18 protein-coding genes and 1 tRNA gene are annotated in these 17,858 nt (G+C 43.9%); 1 reads left to right on the top strand and 18 read right to left on the bottom strand.

What is annotated here, in order from left to right:
• Positions 1 to 14: 14 nt before the first annotated feature.
• The 13 genes from atpG to SWH54_12865 all read right to left on the bottom strand — a co-directional run bounded on the left by atpG (position 15) and on the right by SWH54_12865 (position 13,061).
• Positions 15 to 902: an ATP synthase F1 subunit gamma gene (gene atpG, locus SWH54_12925; GenBank protein ID MDY6792163.1), complete on the bottom strand. Its 888-nt coding sequence runs from the start codon at positions 900 to 902 to the stop codon at positions 15 to 17.
• A gap of 100 nt (positions 903 to 1,002) precedes the next feature.
• Positions 1,003 to 2,520, bottom strand: a complete 1,518-nt coding sequence (gene atpA, locus SWH54_12920; protein ID MDY6792162.1) for a F0F1 ATP synthase subunit alpha — start codon at positions 2,518 to 2,520, stop codon at positions 1,003 to 1,005.
• The gene (atpH, locus tag SWH54_12915) at positions 2,520 to 3,071 is read right to left on the bottom strand and encodes an ATP synthase F1 subunit delta (GenBank protein MDY6792161.1); all 552 of its coding nucleotides are present in this window, start codon (positions 3,069 to 3,071) and stop codon (positions 2,520 to 2,522) included. The genes atpA and atpH overlap by 1 nt, the downstream gene beginning before the upstream one ends.
• Entirely contained in the window at positions 3,071 to 3,694 is a 624-nt protein-coding gene (locus SWH54_12910; protein MDY6792160.1) for an ATP synthase F0 subunit B, read from the bottom strand. The genes atpH and SWH54_12910 overlap by 1 nt, the downstream gene beginning before the upstream one ends.
• Positions 3,694 to 4,242, bottom strand: a complete 549-nt coding sequence (locus SWH54_12905; protein ID MDY6792159.1) for an ATPase — start codon at positions 4,240 to 4,242, stop codon at positions 3,694 to 3,696. Before SWH54_12905 ends, SWH54_12910 begins: the two co-directional genes overlap by 1 nt.
• Before the next feature lie 316 nt (positions 4,243 to 4,558).
• Positions 4,559 to 4,987 carry a polymer-forming cytoskeletal protein gene (locus tag SWH54_12900; protein ID MDY6792158.1) on the bottom strand — a complete coding sequence of 143 codons (429 nt, stop codon included), beginning with the start codon at positions 4,985 to 4,987 and terminating at the stop codon, positions 4,559 to 4,561.
• A 130-nt stretch (positions 4,988 to 5,117) separates the two neighbouring features.
• Positions 5,118 to 6,221, bottom strand: a complete 1,104-nt coding sequence (rodA, locus tag SWH54_12895; protein MDY6792157.1) for a rod shape-determining protein RodA — start codon at positions 6,219 to 6,221, stop codon at positions 5,118 to 5,120.
• 77 nt (positions 6,222 to 6,298) lie between these two features.
• Complete coding sequence (gene mrdA / locus SWH54_12890) at positions 6,299 to 8,149, bottom strand: penicillin-binding protein 2 (GenBank protein ID MDY6792156.1); 1,851 nt, start codon at positions 8,147 to 8,149, stop codon at positions 6,299 to 6,301.
• Between the two features lie 8 nt (positions 8,150 to 8,157).
• Positions 8,158 to 8,700, bottom strand: coding sequence for a hypothetical protein (locus SWH54_12885; protein MDY6792155.1), 543 nt, complete (start codon positions 8,698 to 8,700; stop codon positions 8,158 to 8,160).
• Positions 8,697 to 9,533, bottom strand: a complete 837-nt coding sequence (gene mreC, locus SWH54_12880; protein ID MDY6792154.1) for a rod shape-determining protein MreC — start codon at positions 9,531 to 9,533, stop codon at positions 8,697 to 8,699. The genes SWH54_12885 and mreC overlap by 4 nt, the downstream gene beginning before the upstream one ends.
• A 4-nt stretch (positions 9,534 to 9,537) precedes the next feature.
• Positions 9,538 to 10,581 (bottom strand): rod shape-determining protein, encoded by a 1,044-nt coding sequence (locus tag SWH54_12875; protein ID MDY6792153.1) that lies wholly within the window; start codon positions 10,579 to 10,581, stop codon positions 9,538 to 9,540.
• Between the two features lie 249 nt (positions 10,582 to 10,830).
• Entirely contained in the window at positions 10,831 to 11,904 is a 1,074-nt protein-coding gene (locus SWH54_12870; protein ID MDY6792152.1) for a serine hydrolase, read from the bottom strand.
• A gap of 233 nt (positions 11,905 to 12,137) precedes the next feature.
• Positions 12,138 to 13,061, bottom strand: a complete 924-nt coding sequence (locus tag SWH54_12865) for an LD-carboxypeptidase (GenBank protein MDY6792151.1) — start codon at positions 13,059 to 13,061, stop codon at positions 12,138 to 12,140.
• Between the two features lie 341 nt (positions 13,062 to 13,402).
• Here SWH54_12865 and SWH54_12860 point away from each other — a divergent pair.
• A tRNA-Pro gene (locus SWH54_12860) sits at positions 13,403 to 13,479 on the top strand.
• Between the two features lie 299 nt (positions 13,480 to 13,778).
• On the opposite strand, the gene SWH54_12855 is transcribed toward SWH54_12860, so the two are convergent.
• The 5 genes from SWH54_12855 to SWH54_12835 form a co-directional block, all read right to left on the bottom strand.
• On the bottom strand, positions 13,779 to 14,321 hold the full coding sequence (locus SWH54_12855) for a YkgJ family cysteine cluster protein (protein MDY6792150.1): 543 nt from the start codon (positions 14,319 to 14,321) through the stop codon (positions 13,779 to 13,781).
• An 85-nt stretch (positions 14,322 to 14,406) separates the two neighbouring features.
• Positions 14,407 to 14,634 (bottom strand): CopG family transcriptional regulator, encoded by a 228-nt coding sequence (locus SWH54_12850; protein ID MDY6792149.1) that lies wholly within the window; start codon positions 14,632 to 14,634, stop codon positions 14,407 to 14,409.
• Positions 14,606 to 14,899: a BrnT family toxin gene (locus tag SWH54_12845; protein ID MDY6792148.1), complete on the bottom strand. Its 294-nt coding sequence runs from the start codon at positions 14,897 to 14,899 to the stop codon at positions 14,606 to 14,608. Before SWH54_12845 ends, SWH54_12850 begins: the two co-directional genes overlap by 29 nt.
• A 438-nt stretch (positions 14,900 to 15,337) precedes the next feature.
• A complete protein-coding gene (locus SWH54_12840) occupies positions 15,338 to 17,143 on the bottom strand; it encodes an acyl-CoA dehydrogenase (protein MDY6792147.1) in 1,806 nt (601 codons plus the stop codon).
• A gap of 246 nt (positions 17,144 to 17,389) precedes the next feature.
• Positions 17,390 to 17,788: an ankyrin repeat domain-containing protein gene (locus SWH54_12835; GenBank protein ID MDY6792146.1), complete on the bottom strand. Its 399-nt coding sequence runs from the start codon at positions 17,786 to 17,788 to the stop codon at positions 17,390 to 17,392.
• Positions 17,789 to 17,858: the final 70 nt, after the last annotated feature.

Below are 17,858 nucleotides of genomic sequence, written 5' to 3'. Positions count from 1 at the left end.
CAGTATTTATTTTCTTATCCCTTAAGTGCCTCGGCACCACCGACAATATCCATCAACTCTGCAGTAATTGCGGCCTGCCGAGCCTTGTTATATGCCAGCGTCAAATTCTCAATCATATCGTTACATGCCGATGTTGCATTTTCCATGGCCATCATCCGGGCGGCATGTTCGCTGGTGGATGTTTCCAAAAGCGCACTGTGTAACTGGACATGAACACTTTTCGGAAGCAACTCCCCTAAAAGGCCCTCAGCCGAAGGTTCACAAATATGCTCGGCAATGTACTCTTTATCTTCTGCTTCATCCTCTACCTTCTCAATGGGGGGTATGGGAATCAGTTGCTTTAAGGTAGGCTCCTGTTTACCCATGCTTATAAATTCTGCATAGACCACATAAACTTCGTCATAGTCCCCGCTTAAATATCCGTCCACCAATTTACGCCCTGCATTTGCAGCCACGTTGAATGCGAAACTGGTTCCCACCACTCCGATGTACTCGTCGTCTATGATCATATTGTTTTTTCGGCACCAGTCCCGTCCTTTTTTTCCAAAATTGGTAACGGATACCTCAATATTATCACCGGATTTTTCTTTTATGAATAACTCCGCCTTATCAATCAGGTTGACGTTAAATCCGCCACACAGTCCCCTATCGGAAGTACACAGAACCACATGAATTTTTTTAATCTCCTCCCGGGATATCAGTAAGGGGCTGGCTTCATCGCCGGATTTGGCCGCCAGGCTTCCCAAAACTTCCGAAAATTTACCGGCATAGGGGCGAAAATTTTCCATATTTGTTTGAGCGCCCCGCAATCTTGAGGTGGCAACCATATTCATGGCCTTTGTGATCTGCTTTGTTTTTTTAACCGCAGAAATTTTATTTTGTACATCTTTTAAACTTGCCATAAACCAAAGCCCTTATTTATTCCATTGCCGGTTTTGTATTACCTGCTCAGGATATTTCAAACCTGCGCAGGTAACACATCACATCAGCAATACGTTGATATTATTTGATTGTATCCTTAAACTCTTCCCCATAGGCAGTCAAAGCTTCCTCAATCACCTTGTCCAGGTCGTCTGAAATTTCTTCTTTTTCCTTGAGTTCAGAAAATATTTGTGAATACCTGTCTTCAATAAACGAGTAAAGCCCGGCCTCATATTTTCCCAGCACCTCAAGAGGATATTCATCAAGAAATCCCTTTGTTCCGGCATAAAGGATGGTGACCTGTTTTTCCATTGGCAGGGGCTGATATTGCGGCTGCTTTAGTATTTCAACCAGCCTTGCCCCGCGAGTCAACTGTTTCTGCGTGGCAGCATCCAGATCGCTTCCAAAGGCAGCAAAGGCTTCCAATTCCCTAAATTGAGCCAGATCCAGTCGCAATGTGCCTGCCACTTGTTTCATGGCTTTCACCTGTGCAGCGCCACCGACCCTGGACACGGAAAGGCCGACGTTAATGGAAGGTCTGACGCCGGCAAAAAACAGGCCCGGCTCAAGATATATCTGGCCGTCTGTAATGGAAATAACATTTGTCGGAATATAGGCGGATACGTCACCGGCCTGGGTTTCAATGATTGGAAGCGCTGTAAGTGATCCTGCACCAAGCTCATCGTTCATCTTGGCAGCACGCTCCAGCAGGCGGGAATGGTTATAAAAAATATCTCCGGGGTAAGCTTCACGCCCGGGTGGACGGCGCAAAAGAAGTGAAACCTGACGATAAGCCGCCGCCTGCTTAGAAAGATCGTCATAAATAATCAACGCATGCTGACCCTTATTGCGGAAATATTCTCCCATGGCACACCCTGCATAAGGAGCAATAAACTGCAGTGTTGCAGGATCACTGGCACAGGCTGATACGATGGTGGTATATTCCATCGCACCGTGTTTTTCAAGAACTGCGTGAACCTGTGCCACTGTGGACTTTTTCTGTCCACATGCTACGTAAATACAGAAAACGTCGGTTTCTTTCTGAGCGAGGATGGCATCAACGGCAACGGCTGTCTTTCCGATTTGGCGGTCACCGATGATAAGTTCCCGCTGACCCCTTCCAACCGGTGTCATGGAATCGATCGCCTTCAATCCCGTATAACAGGGCTCATGGACACCTTTTCGGGCAATAACACCAGGAGCGACCATTTCAACCCGGCTGGTATCTTTTGCGTCTATGGGACCCTTTCCATCCAAAGGCTCGCCCACGGCTGATACGACCCTGCCGAGAACAGCTTCACCCACCGGTACCTCGGCGATTCTGCCGGTCCGTTTGACCATATCGCCTTCTTTGATGTGGATATCTTCGCCCATAATGGCGCAACCCACATTGTCCTCTTCAAGGTTCAGCACCAACCCCAGGATGCCGCCGGGAAATTCTACCAACTCAAGTGCCATGGCTTTTTCCAGCCCATATACGCGGGCAATACCATCCCCGACGGACAAAACAACGCCCGTTTCACTCAGTTCAACTTTTTTGTCATAATCCGAAATCTGTTCCTTAATAATCTGGCTTATTTCTTCAGCTTTTAGTTCCATTAGATACTCTCACCCCTTTTTAAAGATTCTCTCATATTAAACAGTTGTGTTTTAATGCTTCCATCGAGAACAAGGTCCCCCATCCTTGTCACAATCCCACCGATCAAACCGGGATCTTGCTCAACCTCTAAGATAATTTCTTTACCTGTCCTTTTTGACAGGGTTGCACGAATTTTATCAATGGTTTCGGAAGAAAGTTCTGTTGCCGAAACCAGGCTCGCACGCGCAACCCCTTTCAGCTCATCAGCCAATTTTTGATAATAATCGTTTATATCGCTGATAAATCCAATTCTTCCTTTATCAAACAACAACATGAGAAATGACGTCATCACAGTGGAAAGACCAATTTTTTCGATGATCGCCCTTAAAACACTTTTTCGACCACCGGAATCATAAAGAGGGTTGCAGATTGCCTGATCAAGCTCTTTTTCCCTTGAAAGTAAATTGGCAAATCCGTCAAGTTCATCTTTGTAAGATTCTGCTTTACCATCTTCTTTTCCGATAAGCAAAAGCGCCTTGGCATAACGTCGTGCGATTGACAGATTTTTCATTATACTACCACCTTTTCCAGATATTCATCCACCAGCCTGTCCTGGTCTTCACCGGTAATTTTATTTTGAATAATATCTTCGGCCTTTACAAGCGCCTGTTCAAGTATCTCTTCATGCAGTTTTGCTTTGGCCTTTTTAAACTCATTGGCAATATTTTTCTTGGCCTGTTCTTCCAGTTTTAAAGCTTGGGATTCCGCCTCTTTGAGTATTCTTTGTTTGGCCTCATTTCCCTGTTTTATATATTCTGCCACAATCTGTTCGGCCTCTTTGTCTAATTTCAAGAACTTTTCATTATATTCAGCCAGCTTTTTTTCAGCTGCTTCTTTCTTCTCTTCCAGCTCGCTGAGCTGTTCCTTTATCCCTTTGATACGGTCATTCAGTGCCTGAGAAACCGGTTTGCGTAACAGAAAAAAAAGACCGATAGCCAAAACAGCAAAATTCATCACTTTATAAGTGTCTGTAGCTACCCACCCTTTTGATTCATGGCCCCCGCCACCGGAAGCCGCAGCAACTCCTGAAAATAAAAAAAGCAGCGACATGATAACCACAACCAAAAATGTCCTGCTTTTAATCAAACTGTATTTGCAGCCGATAACGGGCCTTTTTATTCCGGATTTATCCATTAAACAGCCCTCCCCAGAATCTTTTCCCCAATTGCATTTGCAAATCCATCAATTTCTTGAAGAAGGGATGTCTTTGCTTCCTCGGCATCCTTGGCGATTTTTTTTCTGACTTCTGCAAGGTCAGCCTGAGCCTTTTTATTGATTTTTTCTATAATCTTTTTCTCTTCTTCTGCGGCAGCTGTGAGCAAAGCTTCCTTTTCCTTAAAGCCTTTTGCCCTTGCATCCTTGATGCCCGCAGCAAAAGAATCTTCTTTTTCTAAGGCATCTCTGTCGAAAGCTTCGATTCCTTCTTCAAGGCCGACAATCTTTTCCCTTCGCTGAATTAAAACGTTTCGAATCGGTTTGTATAGGATGATGTTTAAAATAAAGATAAGAAAAATAAAATTGACAACTTGTATAAGAGTGGACCAGTCCGGCAATACGGTTATCGAACCTCCGGACTCTTCTCCTGAAGAACCCAGGACAATTGAGGCGGAAAACAGCACCCCCATTGCCAGAAAAAATACGAAAACCACAAAACCTTTCCGGCTTAGACCAGAAGATTTCATTTAAAGCCCCTCCATCTATAATGAAAATTTTTTGTTCTTTTCCGGTGCAATATTTACTAAATTTTAAACTCCAACAACCCCGGCGTTCTATAACACCAGATGAAATAAATTGTCAAAGGTTTTTTTTTAAAGGTTTTTAATTTTCTCGAAAGTCTATAGATCTAACTAACCATTTGAATTTTAAAGAAGTATTATATCAACTCCACCTTCATTCATACCCAGGCGGGAATCGGGGAAGGAAGCTATAGATTTCTGTGTTTTACCCTGACCACTATCCTGAGTTCACGGAAGTACTCTTGGTTGTATTGTTTGTTTTCTATTTTTCTTTTTTAGCTTCGTTTTTTATTGACTCAGTAATAGAAGCCTTCGGAGAAATCCCTTTCTTTTTCTTGGAAGAAATGGCCTGGTCTTTCATAATACAATTCCCATTAAAAATACCTCCTTCGTCAACAGTAATCACCGGGGCTTGAATATCACCGATCACACGGCCCGGGGGATAAATCTCTATTCTGTCTTGGGCGTCTATGGTTCCATGCACCTCGCCCATGATGACGGCAACTCCCACAGTTATTTTCGCCTCAAGCACCGCCTTCTCACCCACAATAACCGTACCGCCATTGCTTTTGATCTTTCCCTTTACATTTCCATCTATCCTGATAGCGCCACGGAACTCCACAGTTCCGTCAATACTTGCATCAGACCCTAAAAAAGTGGATATGGAATCATGTTTCTTGCCTTTCTTCATATCTTAAATATCCTCCTTAACTATTGGCAAAAATTTAGTCTATCGATAAATATGCCCAAATGAGCATTCCGGTGATACAATCTTCATCCTGTAAACGTTCACAGATACTGTGCCTGTGGTCGCTTGTCCATTATTCAAGCATAAACCGCCTCATGCTCACATTCATTAATATACCCACACAAACAATGGTAACCACAATAGATGAACCCCCATAGCTGATAAACGGCAAGGGCACACCCACCACCGGCATAAGCCCCATTACCATCCCTATATTAATCACCACCTGCCAGAATATCATGGCCGATATGCCGACTGACAGGATGGTGCCGAAAGGGTCCCTGCACCCGTATGCAACATTTAATCCTTTTACAAGCAACATCAGGAAAAGGAAAATAAGAAATATTGAACCGGCAAATCCCCACTCCTCCGCCAGAACTGAAAATATAAAATCCGTATGTTGTTCAGGAAGAAAAGACAACGCATTTTGCGTTCCTTTTAAAAATCCTTTGCCGGTAATCATCCCCGAACCGATGGCAATTTTTGATTGAATAATATGATAGCCTGCCCCCAGGGGATCTCTCTCAGGATTTATAAAGGTGAGTATACGCCTTTGTTGATATTCTTTTAAAAAAAACCAGACCACCGGAAAAGCCGTCATACAAGAAATAATGATATATATAAAGGAACGCCTTTCAATCTTCACAAAAACAGTTATCGAAGCGGCGATCAGAAAAACCACCAATGCGGTTCCCAGATCAGGCTGTCTGACGATCAGAATAAATGGAATAAGGACCAGAATGGCGGGCTTAACAAGATTACGCAGGGTAAATCCCCGCGTATATGCATGCTTCGAATAGTATCGGGCCAGTATAATGATCACCGCAATCTTAACCAGCTCGGATGGCTGAATTGACAAAGGCCCTATCATCAACCATCTTTGTGCCCCGCTGACATATTTTCCCAGAAACAAAACCGCAATTAACAGGAAAATACAAACCGCATAAATTGTATAGGCCCATCGGTTCAATAATTTATAATTGAATAAAAAAGAGAGCACCATTAATATCAGTCCGGCACAAAACCATACCATTTGCTTGATATAAAACATTTTATCGGGGGTGGTTTCTCCGGCCATTGCGACGCTGTACAGCGTAATAAACCCCAGGCCACTGATCAAAAGAACCAGTACCAGCAAACCCCAGTCAAAATATTGTATAAACTTTCTGTCAAACATGGTTATGTTCTTTGGTTCTTCTCATTTGGAGATAAACCTTTCCTATTGCGTTAAGGTTGCGTGGTGATCCCTGATTTTCAATTTTGAGCTACCAATTGTTTTTTGTGTTTTTCGCCTCGCAGGTAGGTTTTTATCATCTCTCTTGCCACCGGGGCCGCAGATCCGGATCCATGTTCTCCATGTTCTACCACCACAGCGACAGCTATCTTAGGATTTTCCGAAGGGGCATAGGCCACAAACCATGCATGGGGTCTTAAGTGATCCGGCAGTTCCTCTTCAGCCTCATCTTCGTCTTCTTTCCTGCTGATTACCTGGGCGGTACCTGTTTTCCCACTCACATCAATGCCATAAACTCGTGCGCCCCTGGCGGTTCCCTTTTCGTAATTAACCACTTCCCACAAACCCTGCTTAACCAGCTCCAAAGTTTTACTGCTGGCTGGCAGCCTGCCGAGCCTTTTCGGCTTGCTCTCCCTGACTATTTTACCATCTGCCGTTTCGATGTGTTTTAATATCTCAGGTCTGTATCTATAACCACCGTTTGCCACCGCTGAGATTAAAGTGACCATTTGCAGCGGCGTCACCAGGTTAAATCCCTGACCAATGGCAATGGAAAGTGTTTCTCCTTCCTGCCACTCGATGCCGAAACGACGCTTTTTCCATGCAGCCGTAGGTATCAATCCCTTCATCTCATGATCAAGGTTTATCCCGGTTTTTGTTCCCAGTCCGCACTCAATTGCATACCACGCCAGTCGATCGACTCCGACCCGCTGTCCCACATTATAAAAAAAGACATCACACGACTCGGCCAAAGCTTTTACGATGCTCATGGTACCATGCCCTGTTTTCTTCCAGCACCGATATTCCCGATTCTGAAAATGATAATATCCGGGGCATTTAAAGGTGGTGTTTTCATCTATCACCCCTTCCTCTAGTCCTGCAATCGCAGTCACAATTTTATATGTTGATGCCGGTGCATATTCGCCCTGAACCACCCTGTTTGTCAACGGCTTTAGAGGATCTGAGGTTAGGGAATCCCACTGGTCCTGAGACATTCCACATACAAAACTGTTCTGATCAAAGGAGGGGTTGCTTACCAGGGCCAGAATCTGTCCTGTGGCAGGTTCCATGGCAACAGCAGCGCCAATCACACCTTCCAGCAGTGCTTCGGTTTTTTCCTGCACCACGTGATCAATGGTAAGATAGTAATTATGCCCCGGTTGTGAATCGACCGTTTTTAATACTTTAATCACCTGGCCGACGGCGTTAACCTCGACCTGGCGACCCCCGCGTTTTCCTTTTAATAATGACTGGTGTGCCTTTTCAACGCCATACTTGCCAATTAAATCCCCCTGCCGACATCCGGGGAATTTCCCACTACTCAATTCGGCTGGGCTTATTTCACCCAGGTACCCTATTAAATGCGCCGCACTCTGCCTGTTAATGTAGTGCCTTCTGGGATTTGCATTGACGACAATACCGGGAAGTTCATATTTGTGAACTTCAACCCCAGCCATGGTATCGCGCCCGATATCCTGTTTTAATAAAATCGGTTTATACAGCGAAATATTTTTTTTGGATGCAATTGTTGATTTGAGTTCATCTGCCGGAAATTTAATATACTTGGATAACTTTTTAATGGTTTCATTAACCGGGCGGGCATCTTTTAATATGATGCTCACATCAAAAGATGGCCGATTATCCACCAGCAGCTTGCCGCCACGGTCAAAAATCATTCCTCTTGACGGGTCTATGTTTTGCAGCCTGATGCTGTTATTTTCCGAAAGCCGTTCGAATTCCTCTCCTTTGATTACCTGGAGAAAAAAAAGCCGCACTAAAAGTATGGAAAAGGCAGCCAGAACACAAACCATGGTCCCGATGATTCGCTGCTTATACCAGTTGCTGTCTGCGGTTTTTAGATATTTGCTCAATGTCCTGCCTAATCAATCAAACGATGCTTGGAAACACCTTTTTTTTGTACCACATATTGATCAATAAGTTTACTCCAGCCTCTATGAAAGTAGTCAAACGATACCAGAAATATCGACCCTGTACATATGGCCCATATACACTGAACTGCAATACTTCGTACAATAGCTAAAGAAAAGCGGAATCCCGAATCCAACATAAAACCGGGCCCTATAAATATAATATTTTCTATCAAGACGCCCGAAACCACGATAAACGGCAAACGCAACTTCCCCTCCAGCCGCAATATTTTTGTAATTCCGCGCATACTTATAAACAACCATAGATAAGCTGTGATATACAGCATGAAAGGTGTTGCTGACAGGCTGTCCATTACAAATCCAAGAAAAACAACAACCGGTAAGCTTTCGCGGGCAGGCCGATATATGCCGAGGTAGATAACAAACAAGGCCGTCAAATCATAAAAATGGTCAAACAAAGGAAGGTATGGCACGATGGTGGTCTGGAGAACTATCAGACAAAAAGAAACACCTAAATAAAAACCGTATGTCATGGTTTGCTCACAAACTCATACTTTGAGGGATTCAATAAAACCAATACCTCTTCAAGCTTTTCAAAGTTAATATAAGGAACAACTCTGACTTCCTGAAAAACCCCTGAGTTACGCTTTACCACTTCTTTAACATCCCCGATCGGCATTCCTTTAGGAAAAACCCCATCAAGGCCTGAAGCAACGATGGTATCTCCCACTCTGACATCATCCTTACGCAAAACATATTTAAAAAAACACTGCCCCGCCGTTGCCTCCCCTTGTATAATCCCCCGCGCTCTTGTCCTTTGCACCAGGGCATCTACTGAACTGTTCCGATCTATGATCAGCATAATTTTTGCGTAACGTGTTGAAACCTCAACCACCTGTCCGGCAATACCTTGCCGGATAACCACCGGCAGTCCTCTGACAACGCCATCCAAACTGCCTTTGTCTATTATCACCGCTTTAAACCAGGGGGATGGATCTACACTTATCACTTCAGCCGCTAAGACTTTACTGACTGTTGTTTCCTTAAAGTCAAGCAAATTCCTCAGACGCTGATTGGATAGTTCTATTTCACTGTACTGACTGTTTTTGGCAACCGCACGGCTTAATTGTTTTTTGAGCTCATCGTTTTCCTGTGCCACGGAAACAAGATAAAAGTAGTGCTTCCAAATATCTCTGGCAAAATTTACTGAACCGGTCACCGCCTCCTGTAAGGGAGCCACCAAAAAAATGGCCACCCGTCCGAAGCCGAATGAACGATAGCGACTGCTGGAAATAAAAAGGATGATAATATTAACCACGATCAGAACAATCGCGCCAACAATCAACAGTGTTTTTTTTGAAAACATTAAACTATGTGATTACAACCTGTCTTAGTATTTCAATATTATCCAGAGTTTTGCCGCAACCATGGGCCACGGTTGTCAGCGGATCATCGGCCACGGTAATAGGAAGACTGGTTTCTTCCCTGATGAACTTATCCAGATTTTTCAGCAGGGCTCCGCCGCCGGTCAAAATGATCCCCCGGTCGACAATGTCGGCGGCCAGCTCAGGTGGGGTTTGTTCCAAAGCTATTTTCACTGTCTCGATAATTGAATCGATCTGCTCGGAAATCGCAACTCGAATCTCTTCCGAATCGATCGACAGAATTTTGGGTATCCCGGATGCAAGATCCCTCCCCTTTACTTCTATGGTCTCAAGATCCTGAGGATCAGGGGCGGCATTGCCGATGGTCATTTTAATAATTTCGGAAGTCATTTCGCCGATTAACAGGTTATATTTCCTTTTAATATACTGTATGATGGCGGAATCCATCTTATCACCGGCCACTCTGACGGACCTGCTGTAAACAATTCCTGCCAGAGAAATAACTGCGACTTCGGTTGTTCCACCGCCGATATCAACCACCATATTACAGGTTGGCTCAGTAATGGGAAGATTAGATCCGATGGCGGCAGCCATAGGCTCTTCAATCAAAAAAACCTCGCGAGCTCCGGCAGATTCCGCCGACTCCTTTACCGCACGCTTTTCCACCTGGGTAATTCCGGATGGTACGGCAATAATAATTCTTGGCCGGACGAATGTACGCCTGTTATGCACCTTATGAATAAAATGCCGCAACATTGCTTCGGTAACTTCAAAATCAGCAATCACCCCATCCCGCATCGGCCGGATGGCAACAATGTTTCCCGGAGTTCTTCCCAGCATATTTTTAGCATCCGCACCAACGGCCAGCACCCTGTTTTTCGACCGGTGGTCCACACTCACTGCAACCACAGAAGGCTCCATTAAAACAATACCCTTACCCTTCACATAAACCAACGTGTTGGCAGTTCCCAGGTCAATCGCAAGATCGCTGGAAAACATACCTAAAATTCCATCAAAAAATAAATTCATAACACCTCAATTCTGCACGTATCATCCGTACAACAGCAATTAACGCCAACCATAGTGCGTTTTTTTCAACTTGTTTGTATGCCTATCACTTAGAGGTTACGGGTTACAAGTTGTGTTATGGGGTTAAGTACTATTTATTATTTAAACTATTATACTGTAAAGTTTTAAAAACTGCAAGGAATCGCTACCAGAATTAAATGGGTCTGACAAGGGAAAATTATCACTTTGTCATTTTCCCTTTGCATTACCTTAAAGCGATTTCATTATTGTATTGTGAATTTCTGGTCTGAAAGCTTTTATTTTGGTATTGTCCCGCGACGGATGTATGCGGTTTGTTAAAAGTATGACGATGACCGACCTTTCCAGATCCATCCAGAAGGATGTCCCGGTAAACCCCAGGTGACCCACACTTTTTTTGGGAAAAAAATCCCCACAGCTTGCATGCTGCAAAGATGGAGTATCAAATCCCAGCGTTTTTTCCGTATTCCCCTGCCTGTTAAAAAAAACTTTCAGTAAGTCTTTGGTAAAAACTTGATTTGAGGAAAACCCATGGTACGCATGTAAAAGTGTCGATAAAAGTTTAAAGATACATTCGGCGGTTCCGAAAAGCCCGGCATGTCCGTCCACCCCTCCCATCACATATGCGTTTTCATCATGGACCACTCCTGCTAAAACCATATTGCGCCACCGGCAAAACTCGGTAGCCGCATATCTTCCGGGTCGCAGCTTACCATCAGTATGGTTAAAGAAAAGGCCCCTGCCGACATCAGGGGCAAGCGTCTGATAAACCGTTTGTTCAACAAATGTTCCCAATTGCTTTCCGGAAAGATGTTCCGCCACATGGCGAAGAATCATAAACCCGAGATCGCTGTACAACTCTTTTTCACCGATCTGATCGATCAGTGGTTCCCCCGCAATAAGATCCATTAAGGCATCCTTTCTTGAACCCAGGGGAAGTTTGGCGAGCTCTTTATAATAGGGGCGATAGTCCGGCAGGCCGGAAGTATGACTTAAAAGATGCCTGATTTTTATGTGTTGTTTTTCTGTTTTGCTGAACCTCGATAAAACAGACCCCAGGCTTTGGTCAACATCAAGTTTATTTTCGGCAACCAGATTCATGATTGCCAGCGTCGTTGCCAGAGGTTTGGTCAAAGACGCAAGGTCAAAAATGGTATCTTCAGTCATGGGTCGTTTACTAAATATATTGGCATATCCATAGGCCTTGCTAAAAAGAATAGAATCATTCTGTGAAATCAACAGTACGGCACCGGGAAACACCTTGTCCGATATGCCCTGATGCATCAGGGTGTCGACGGGTTGCAAAATCGTATCCATTGTCAGTTGTAGGTTAATGTCATTAAGTTAAGAAAATTTCAAACAATTTGTGAATATCGAATATCGAACAGGGAATATCGAACCATAAAAGTAAGAAAAAAACACTTCGAAATTCGGCATTCCTTGTTGGATATTCTACGGTTCAGTAATCATATAAGTTAATGTGTTGGATTGTCCAGTGATGGTGTTTTGTCGCCCCAATGGATTACCAGTCACTGGCTTTAGTCTGTGGTGGCCGGTTCGCTAAACGTCAGAACTTTAAGATCCACATTAAGTGTTGCCTTAAGTCCTGAGGGAATCGTAAGGTTTCTTTTGCCGTGACCCACCTCAAGTCCGGCAAGAATGGGAATCTTAACATCTTTTAAGATGTCACCTGCCAGCCGAATAATCTCATCTGCGCTTCCGCAATCTTGAAAACTTCCCAGAATAAAACCTGCCAGCCCGTTAAAACATCCGGCCAACTTCATATGGCTCAGCATTCTGTCAATCCGGTAAGGCGCCTCCCCCCTGTCTTCGACAAACAGGATACTATCTTTAAAATCAGGCTGGAACGGAGTTCCCAATAGATGGCACAGGGTACGAAGGTTGCCGCCCAAAACAGGGCCGGAAGCCGAACCGGTTTGAAGGGAAATGCCGCTTTCCACTGCAATTTCCCGTTTTTCCCCGGATGTCATCATCGACAGCAGGAAATTTTTTGTGTTTTGGTCAGAATTTGCCAACGTCGTTACCGTTGGCCCGTGAAAGGTAACCAGCCCGCATTTTAAATACAGGGCGGACAACAGCGCAGACACGTCGCTGAATCCGACAAATATTTTTGGGTTCTGTTGAATGGTTTGATAGTCCAGCAAAGAAAGTATCCGCATGGATCCATACCCGCCCCTTGCACACATAATCGCTTTAATGGTTGGATCGGCAAAATAACTGTTGACCATTTCGGCCCTTTCCCAATCCGATCCGGCAAAATATCCTTTTTTATTAAACAGCCTTTCAGGAACCGAAATGTTAAACCCCATGGACTCCAGTACAGCTATACCTTTGTTAAATTTTTCCACATCAAAGTGGCTGGCAGGTGCCACAATCCCGATGGTATCACCCCGCCTGAGCCGTGGAGGCTTTAAAATTTTTGCTTTTCCTTCTTCCACCATATACCGGCCTATTAAACGAATATAATTGCAAGAAGCTATAACGTACCACTTTCTATTACTGTAGCCTAAAATAACTTATGCATCATATCAAGAGATTATGATTTAATTAATTGAAAGATATTTTAAACGTCGAACATTGAACATCGAATGATGAGGTTGATTCGCTCCGTCCGTTTATAAAATAACAGAATACCTTATTCAAAATTCAACGTTGGGCGTTCGATGTTCGGCGTTCATAGATTTTTATGAGTTCTGCAAGCATGATGCACCCACAAAAAGTAGTACAGCAAGTACATCGTGTCTTGACATGGTGAAAAAATCGTATTAAACATTCAATTAGTCGGGGCGTGGCGCAGTCTGGTAGCGCACTTGAATGGGGTTCAAGGGGTCGGAAGTTCAAATCTTCTCGCCCCGACCATTACTAAAAAAATATCAAGGAGTTGCCCCGCTTATCAGCGGGATCACCCCGGCCATTACTTTCAGTAACTTACAGATTGCTGTTTTTCATCAGAAGTTAAGTCACAACTCATGAAATCGGAAATCTTCAATCCCTGAGTTTTTAACAGCCGTTTTAAATAATGATTTAACCCTACTAATCGCCTTGCACTCAAACGTAACTAATTGTTTTGCATTTAATTATAGCACGTTAGCCGGTATACCGTCAATGGCTATTATGTTGTCTTTTGGGTTCTGTTCCGGTGTTTGTCTTAAAGAACGTTAAACCTCAAAATCGAAAAATTCGTCAAAGTCATTTAGGATAGACTCTTCCCGGATTCTTTCTTTAAGAAGTTCGTAAACATTGAAAACTATCGGGCAGATCGAATAGTTATCTATTACGCCGATGAGCCTGAAAACAAAATCTTTTTTATGCAAATGCGGATAAGATTTACAATCTATAGGGCGAGATTCATATTGAGTACATATATTATTTTCTAGAAAAGGGCAAGGCAACCCGCTAAAGGTCCAATCCCCTTCATCGGTCTTTTTTAAAAATTGCTTTTTAAATTCAATGATAGACATCCCAATGTTCTCAGATAATTTCTTCATATCATTTTTCTTTAATAAAGGCCTCACTTCCTTGCAGCAATTAGCGCATTTCGTACAATCTATTTCCGATGAAACATAATCAAATAATTCATGAACAATTGAATCTAATTCCTCAATTTCGATATCAAAGCCCTTTAAGAAAGAACGAAATTTCCAATTCTCATTCTCTTTTGATTTTGCTATGTTTGCTATTTCTTTTAGATCTGTTTTCATGTTTCTAATTTGAAGCCGACCGCCACTGATGTGAGACGCGCATCTTTTTGCACGTCCTTACCAAATGCATGTTATGGATACGTTGCTATTGCTGAATCGCATATTCATCCAGCAGTCTTCGGATCATTTTTTGATACTGAGTATTATATTTTTTTGCTTCTTTTTTAAAAAAATCAACGCTCGTTTTACTGAGTGCAATTGTGACCTTAACCGTTTCATCCTTCAGGGCAAGTTCTTCTGGAGAAGGAAGAAAGTCGGCGATAGCTCTTACCTTTCCAATAGGTTCATCCGTGTATTTTATTTTCCTTTTCATATATCTTCTTTCCTTTCCGCCAATATCCGGCGCCAATAATCCTGATTTTGTTTTTTCGGTAAGTGAATCTTACGGTCATAATTCCACCGGAGACTCTCCCAAGACAATAATATCGCTTTTCCTCATCGCTGTGTTCCAGATCCTGTAAAATGACACGATAATGATCCAGGAAAGCAAGCTGGGCCAAGGAAAAAGAAACGCCATGTTTCTTTTGGTTCAGTTGGTCCTTTGCGGAATCCCATTCAAAATCAGATCGTTTTGCCATAATATTAAGATACAGCGGAGCAAGATAAATGTCAATATATTTATATGGATATTTATATGGTTATTGTGTCCATGCCGCTGCGTTTCACTCACCAGGCAGGGCATCTCGTATACTGCTGAGAAATGATAAACTCCGATGAGCGTAAACAACTAAAACTCGCCGAAGTAACCCGGCCGGTTCTGCAAACGTTTTGATCAAGTTATTTGGACGTCGAACATCGAACACTGAACGTTGAATGAGGCGCTTGCGCGGCGTGGTGCAGTCTGGTAGCGCACTTGAATGGGGTTCAAGGGGTCGTCCCGGATATCAGCGGGATCAGTCCGACCATTACTTACAGTAATTTACAGGTTGCTGTTTTTCATCAGAAGGTATGCCACAAGTCAGAAAAAAAATCTTCAAACCCTGTGTTTTTATCAGCCGTCTTAAAGGAAACAATCCTCAGTCGTGGAAAAAGCCGGAATCCATCTCTACGGTCATCCGATCATCATCCAATAATCGTTCCGTCAGCCCTTTGATCTTGGGCAACTCGTAGGCATAAAAGTAGCGGAGGGTATACATTTTGCCTTGATAAAATCTCGCATCGGATTCCTTGCAGCCTCTTTCCAGTGCCCTCTGGGCGCTTAGCCCCTGTAACAGCCACTGCCAGGCAATGGTGATGATACCGAACAGCTCCAGGTAAAGCGTGGCATCCGCCAGAAATGGTTCTGGGCCCTGGGCTTGAGCCAGGGATAAAAGATGTCGGGTAACGTTTTGAAGTTCTTCCAAAGCCTCTTTAAGGGATTGAGCGTATTTTACCAGTCCGGGGATTTCCCAGGCCCTTGATAGTGTATGTTGCAGTTCATCCACAAATAGTAAAAAAGCCCTTCCGTTTTCGATGGTTACTTTCCGCCCCAGCAAATCCATCCCGTGGATAGCCGTCGTTCCTTCATGGATGGGGTGAATCCGTGCATCCCGATAATACTGTTCCAACGGGTAGTCATCGCAGTAACCGGACCCACCGAAACATTGAAGGCCCTGGCTGATGGCCTGGATACCCATTTCAGAGGGGTAGGTTTTGGCTATCGGCGTCAGCAGATCCAGCAGGAGTGAATAGTCATCTCTTTCTTTTTTCTTTGCGACGTTCATCAAATCCACATACCGGCTGCATTGCATCAGAAGCGCCAGCGATCCTTCCACCACTGCTCGCTGAAACAGCAGCATCCGTTTGACGTCGGCGTGTTCGATAATCGGCACCTGGGGTTGTAAGGGGTCTTTCTGCGACACGATACGGCCCTGCCGGCGAGCCATGGCATACTCCAGGGCTGCATAGTAGGCCGCCGTTGCCATGGAGGTTGCACCGAGACCGACACCGATCCTGGCCTCGTTCATCATCTGGAACATATAACGCAGGCCGTTGTGTGGTTCTCCCACCAGCCAACCCCGGCAGTCGTTTTTATCGCCGATGCTCAACTGTACGATGGGACAGCCGCGATACCCGAGTTTGTGGTACACCCCCGAGGTAACCACATCATTGGAAACCAAATCCCCTTCATCATTCAGGCGCTTTTTGGGAACCACGAATAACGAGATCCCTTTGACACCGGCTGGAGCCCCTTTAATTTTCGCCAGCATCAGATGGATCACATTTTCAGTCCCGTCATGGTCTCCGGCCGAAATAAAGATTTTCTGTCCCGTTATATGATAAAAGTCATTCCCCGTCAGCACGGCAGTGGTGGTGATATCGGACAGGGAAGACCCGGCTTCCGGTTCGGTGAGCGCCATGGTCCCCTGCCATTTTCCACTGCGCATTTTGGGAACATAGGTATCGTACAAATACTGATCAGCAAATTTTTCGATCAGGCGGGCCGCCCCGTCGGTGAGTCCGGGAAACGCACTGGCCGAATAATTGGCTGCAGCAAAGATGAACTGGCAGGCATCGGCAATCATATGCGGAAGTTGTTCGCCGTTCAAATCATAGGGCACTGTGCTGGAAAGCCATCCGCCTTCACCAAAGGCTTGGAGTATTTTGCTTACGGATGAGTGGACCTTCACCGTCCCGCTTTCAAGCGTCGGCTGATTGCGGTCCATCTCTTCGAATACCGGCCACAGCAGATCTTTTGCAAGCTTAACGGCAGATTTGATCACCATGTCAAAAACCGTTCGATTGTGATCCTGATAATACTCATATTTCGTCAATGCTTCGATGTCGAACACCTCGTAAAGCAAAAACTTTAGATTTTTCTCACTGAAAAATTTCGTCGCCACTTATTTCCCCTTAAAATGATGACAATGCTGTCCTAAGCACATAGACCGAAGGCAAATTTATAAAGCGTCATTCTGCCTTGGACTATCTTGCCAGTAACCACGCATCAAGTCAATTCTTTGTATGTTGGAAATCAATCAGATTTTAAAACTGATAGCAAACATGTGGTATATAGCAGATAGTAAAGGTTGCGAATTGATGATTTAATATCGCGACCATATTGGAGTGGTTTGAATTGATCTCTCATTTTACTCTTTTGCGCCATACTTTTCCAATAACATTGTTACTTCTTTTAGGTTTCTTTTCCAATCGGGATTTAAGGCTGATAACACTGTCTTACCACGTTTGTCTCTGGCGTCTATATCTGCCCCACTTTCAAGAAGAATTCTCATAATTTCCACATTTCTAATTTCTGAAGCATGCATAAGCGAGGTTCTTCCAATTTTATCCCTCGTGTCAATATTAGCTCCATGATAGAGAAGGAATTTGACTAATTGCGGTCTACCGTCACCAATATGTTTTTCGTTTCTTCCATCAATATTTGTGTATCTAAACCAAGCACCCGATGCATACATAAGTGGACTTTTTCCTAATTCGTGTCTGAACGACAATTGAAAACTGTTTGAATTTACGATGTAAAATCGCATAGAAGTAAAACGAAGATTTTCCAGAAAATGCATAATTTACTTGCATTGGCAACTCGTTAAAGGTAAATAA

Source organism: Thermodesulfobacteriota bacterium (assembly GCA_034189135.1).
Classification (GTDB): domain Bacteria; phylum Desulfobacterota; class Desulfobacteria; order Desulfobacterales; family JAUWMJ01; genus JAUWMJ01.
The sequence above is the reverse complement of the archived record's forward strand: the minus strand, read 5'-3'. Positions and strand labels throughout refer to the sequence as shown.

Coding starts and splice junctions, on each gene's coding strand:
- atpA (MDY6792162.1), bottom strand. CDS start 2,520: ATGGAACTAAAAGCTGAAGAAATAAGCCAGATTATTAAGGAACAGATT.
- SWH54_12835 (MDY6792146.1), bottom strand. CDS start 17,788: ATGCGATTTTACATCGTAAATTCAAACAGTTTTCAATTGTCGTTCAGA.
- SWH54_12845 (MDY6792148.1), bottom strand. CDS start 14,899: ATGGCAAAACGATCTGATTTTGAATGGGATTCCGCAAAGGACCAACTG.
- atpH (MDY6792161.1), bottom strand. CDS start 3,071: ATGAAAAATCTGTCAATCGCACGACGTTATGCCAAGGCGCTTTTGCTT.
- SWH54_12905 (MDY6792159.1), bottom strand. CDS start 4,242: ATGAAATCTTCTGGTCTAAGCCGGAAAGGTTTTGTGGTTTTCGTATTT.
- mreC (MDY6792154.1), bottom strand. CDS start 9,533: ATGTTTTCAAAAAAAACACTGTTGATTGTTGGCGCGATTGTTCTGATC.
- atpG (MDY6792163.1), bottom strand. CDS start 902: ATGGCAAGTTTAAAAGATGTACAAAATAAAATTTCTGCGGTTAAAAAA.
- SWH54_12885 (MDY6792155.1), bottom strand. CDS start 8,700: ATGACATACGGTTTTTATTTAGGTGTTTCTTTTTGTCTGATAGTTCTC.
- SWH54_12850 (MDY6792149.1), bottom strand. CDS start 14,634: ATGAAAAGGAAAATAAAATACACGGATGAACCTATTGGAAAGGTAAGA.
- SWH54_12910 (MDY6792160.1), bottom strand. CDS start 3,694: ATGGATAAATCCGGAATAAAAAGGCCCGTTATCGGCTGCAAATACAGT.
- SWH54_12855 (MDY6792150.1), bottom strand. CDS start 14,321: ATGAAAACAGATCTAAAAGAAATAGCAAACATAGCAAAATCAAAAGAG.
- rodA (MDY6792157.1), bottom strand. CDS start 6,221: ATGTTTGACAGAAAGTTTATACAATATTTTGACTGGGGTTTGCTGGTA.
- SWH54_12875 (MDY6792153.1), bottom strand. CDS start 10,581: ATGAATTTATTTTTTGATGGAATTTTAGGTATGTTTTCCAGCGATCTT.
- SWH54_12900 (MDY6792158.1), bottom strand. CDS start 4,987: ATGAAGAAAGGCAAGAAACATGATTCCATATCCACTTTTTTAGGGTCT.
- SWH54_12865 (MDY6792151.1), bottom strand. CDS start 13,061: ATGGTGGAAGAAGGAAAAGCAAAAATTTTAAAGCCTCCACGGCTCAGG.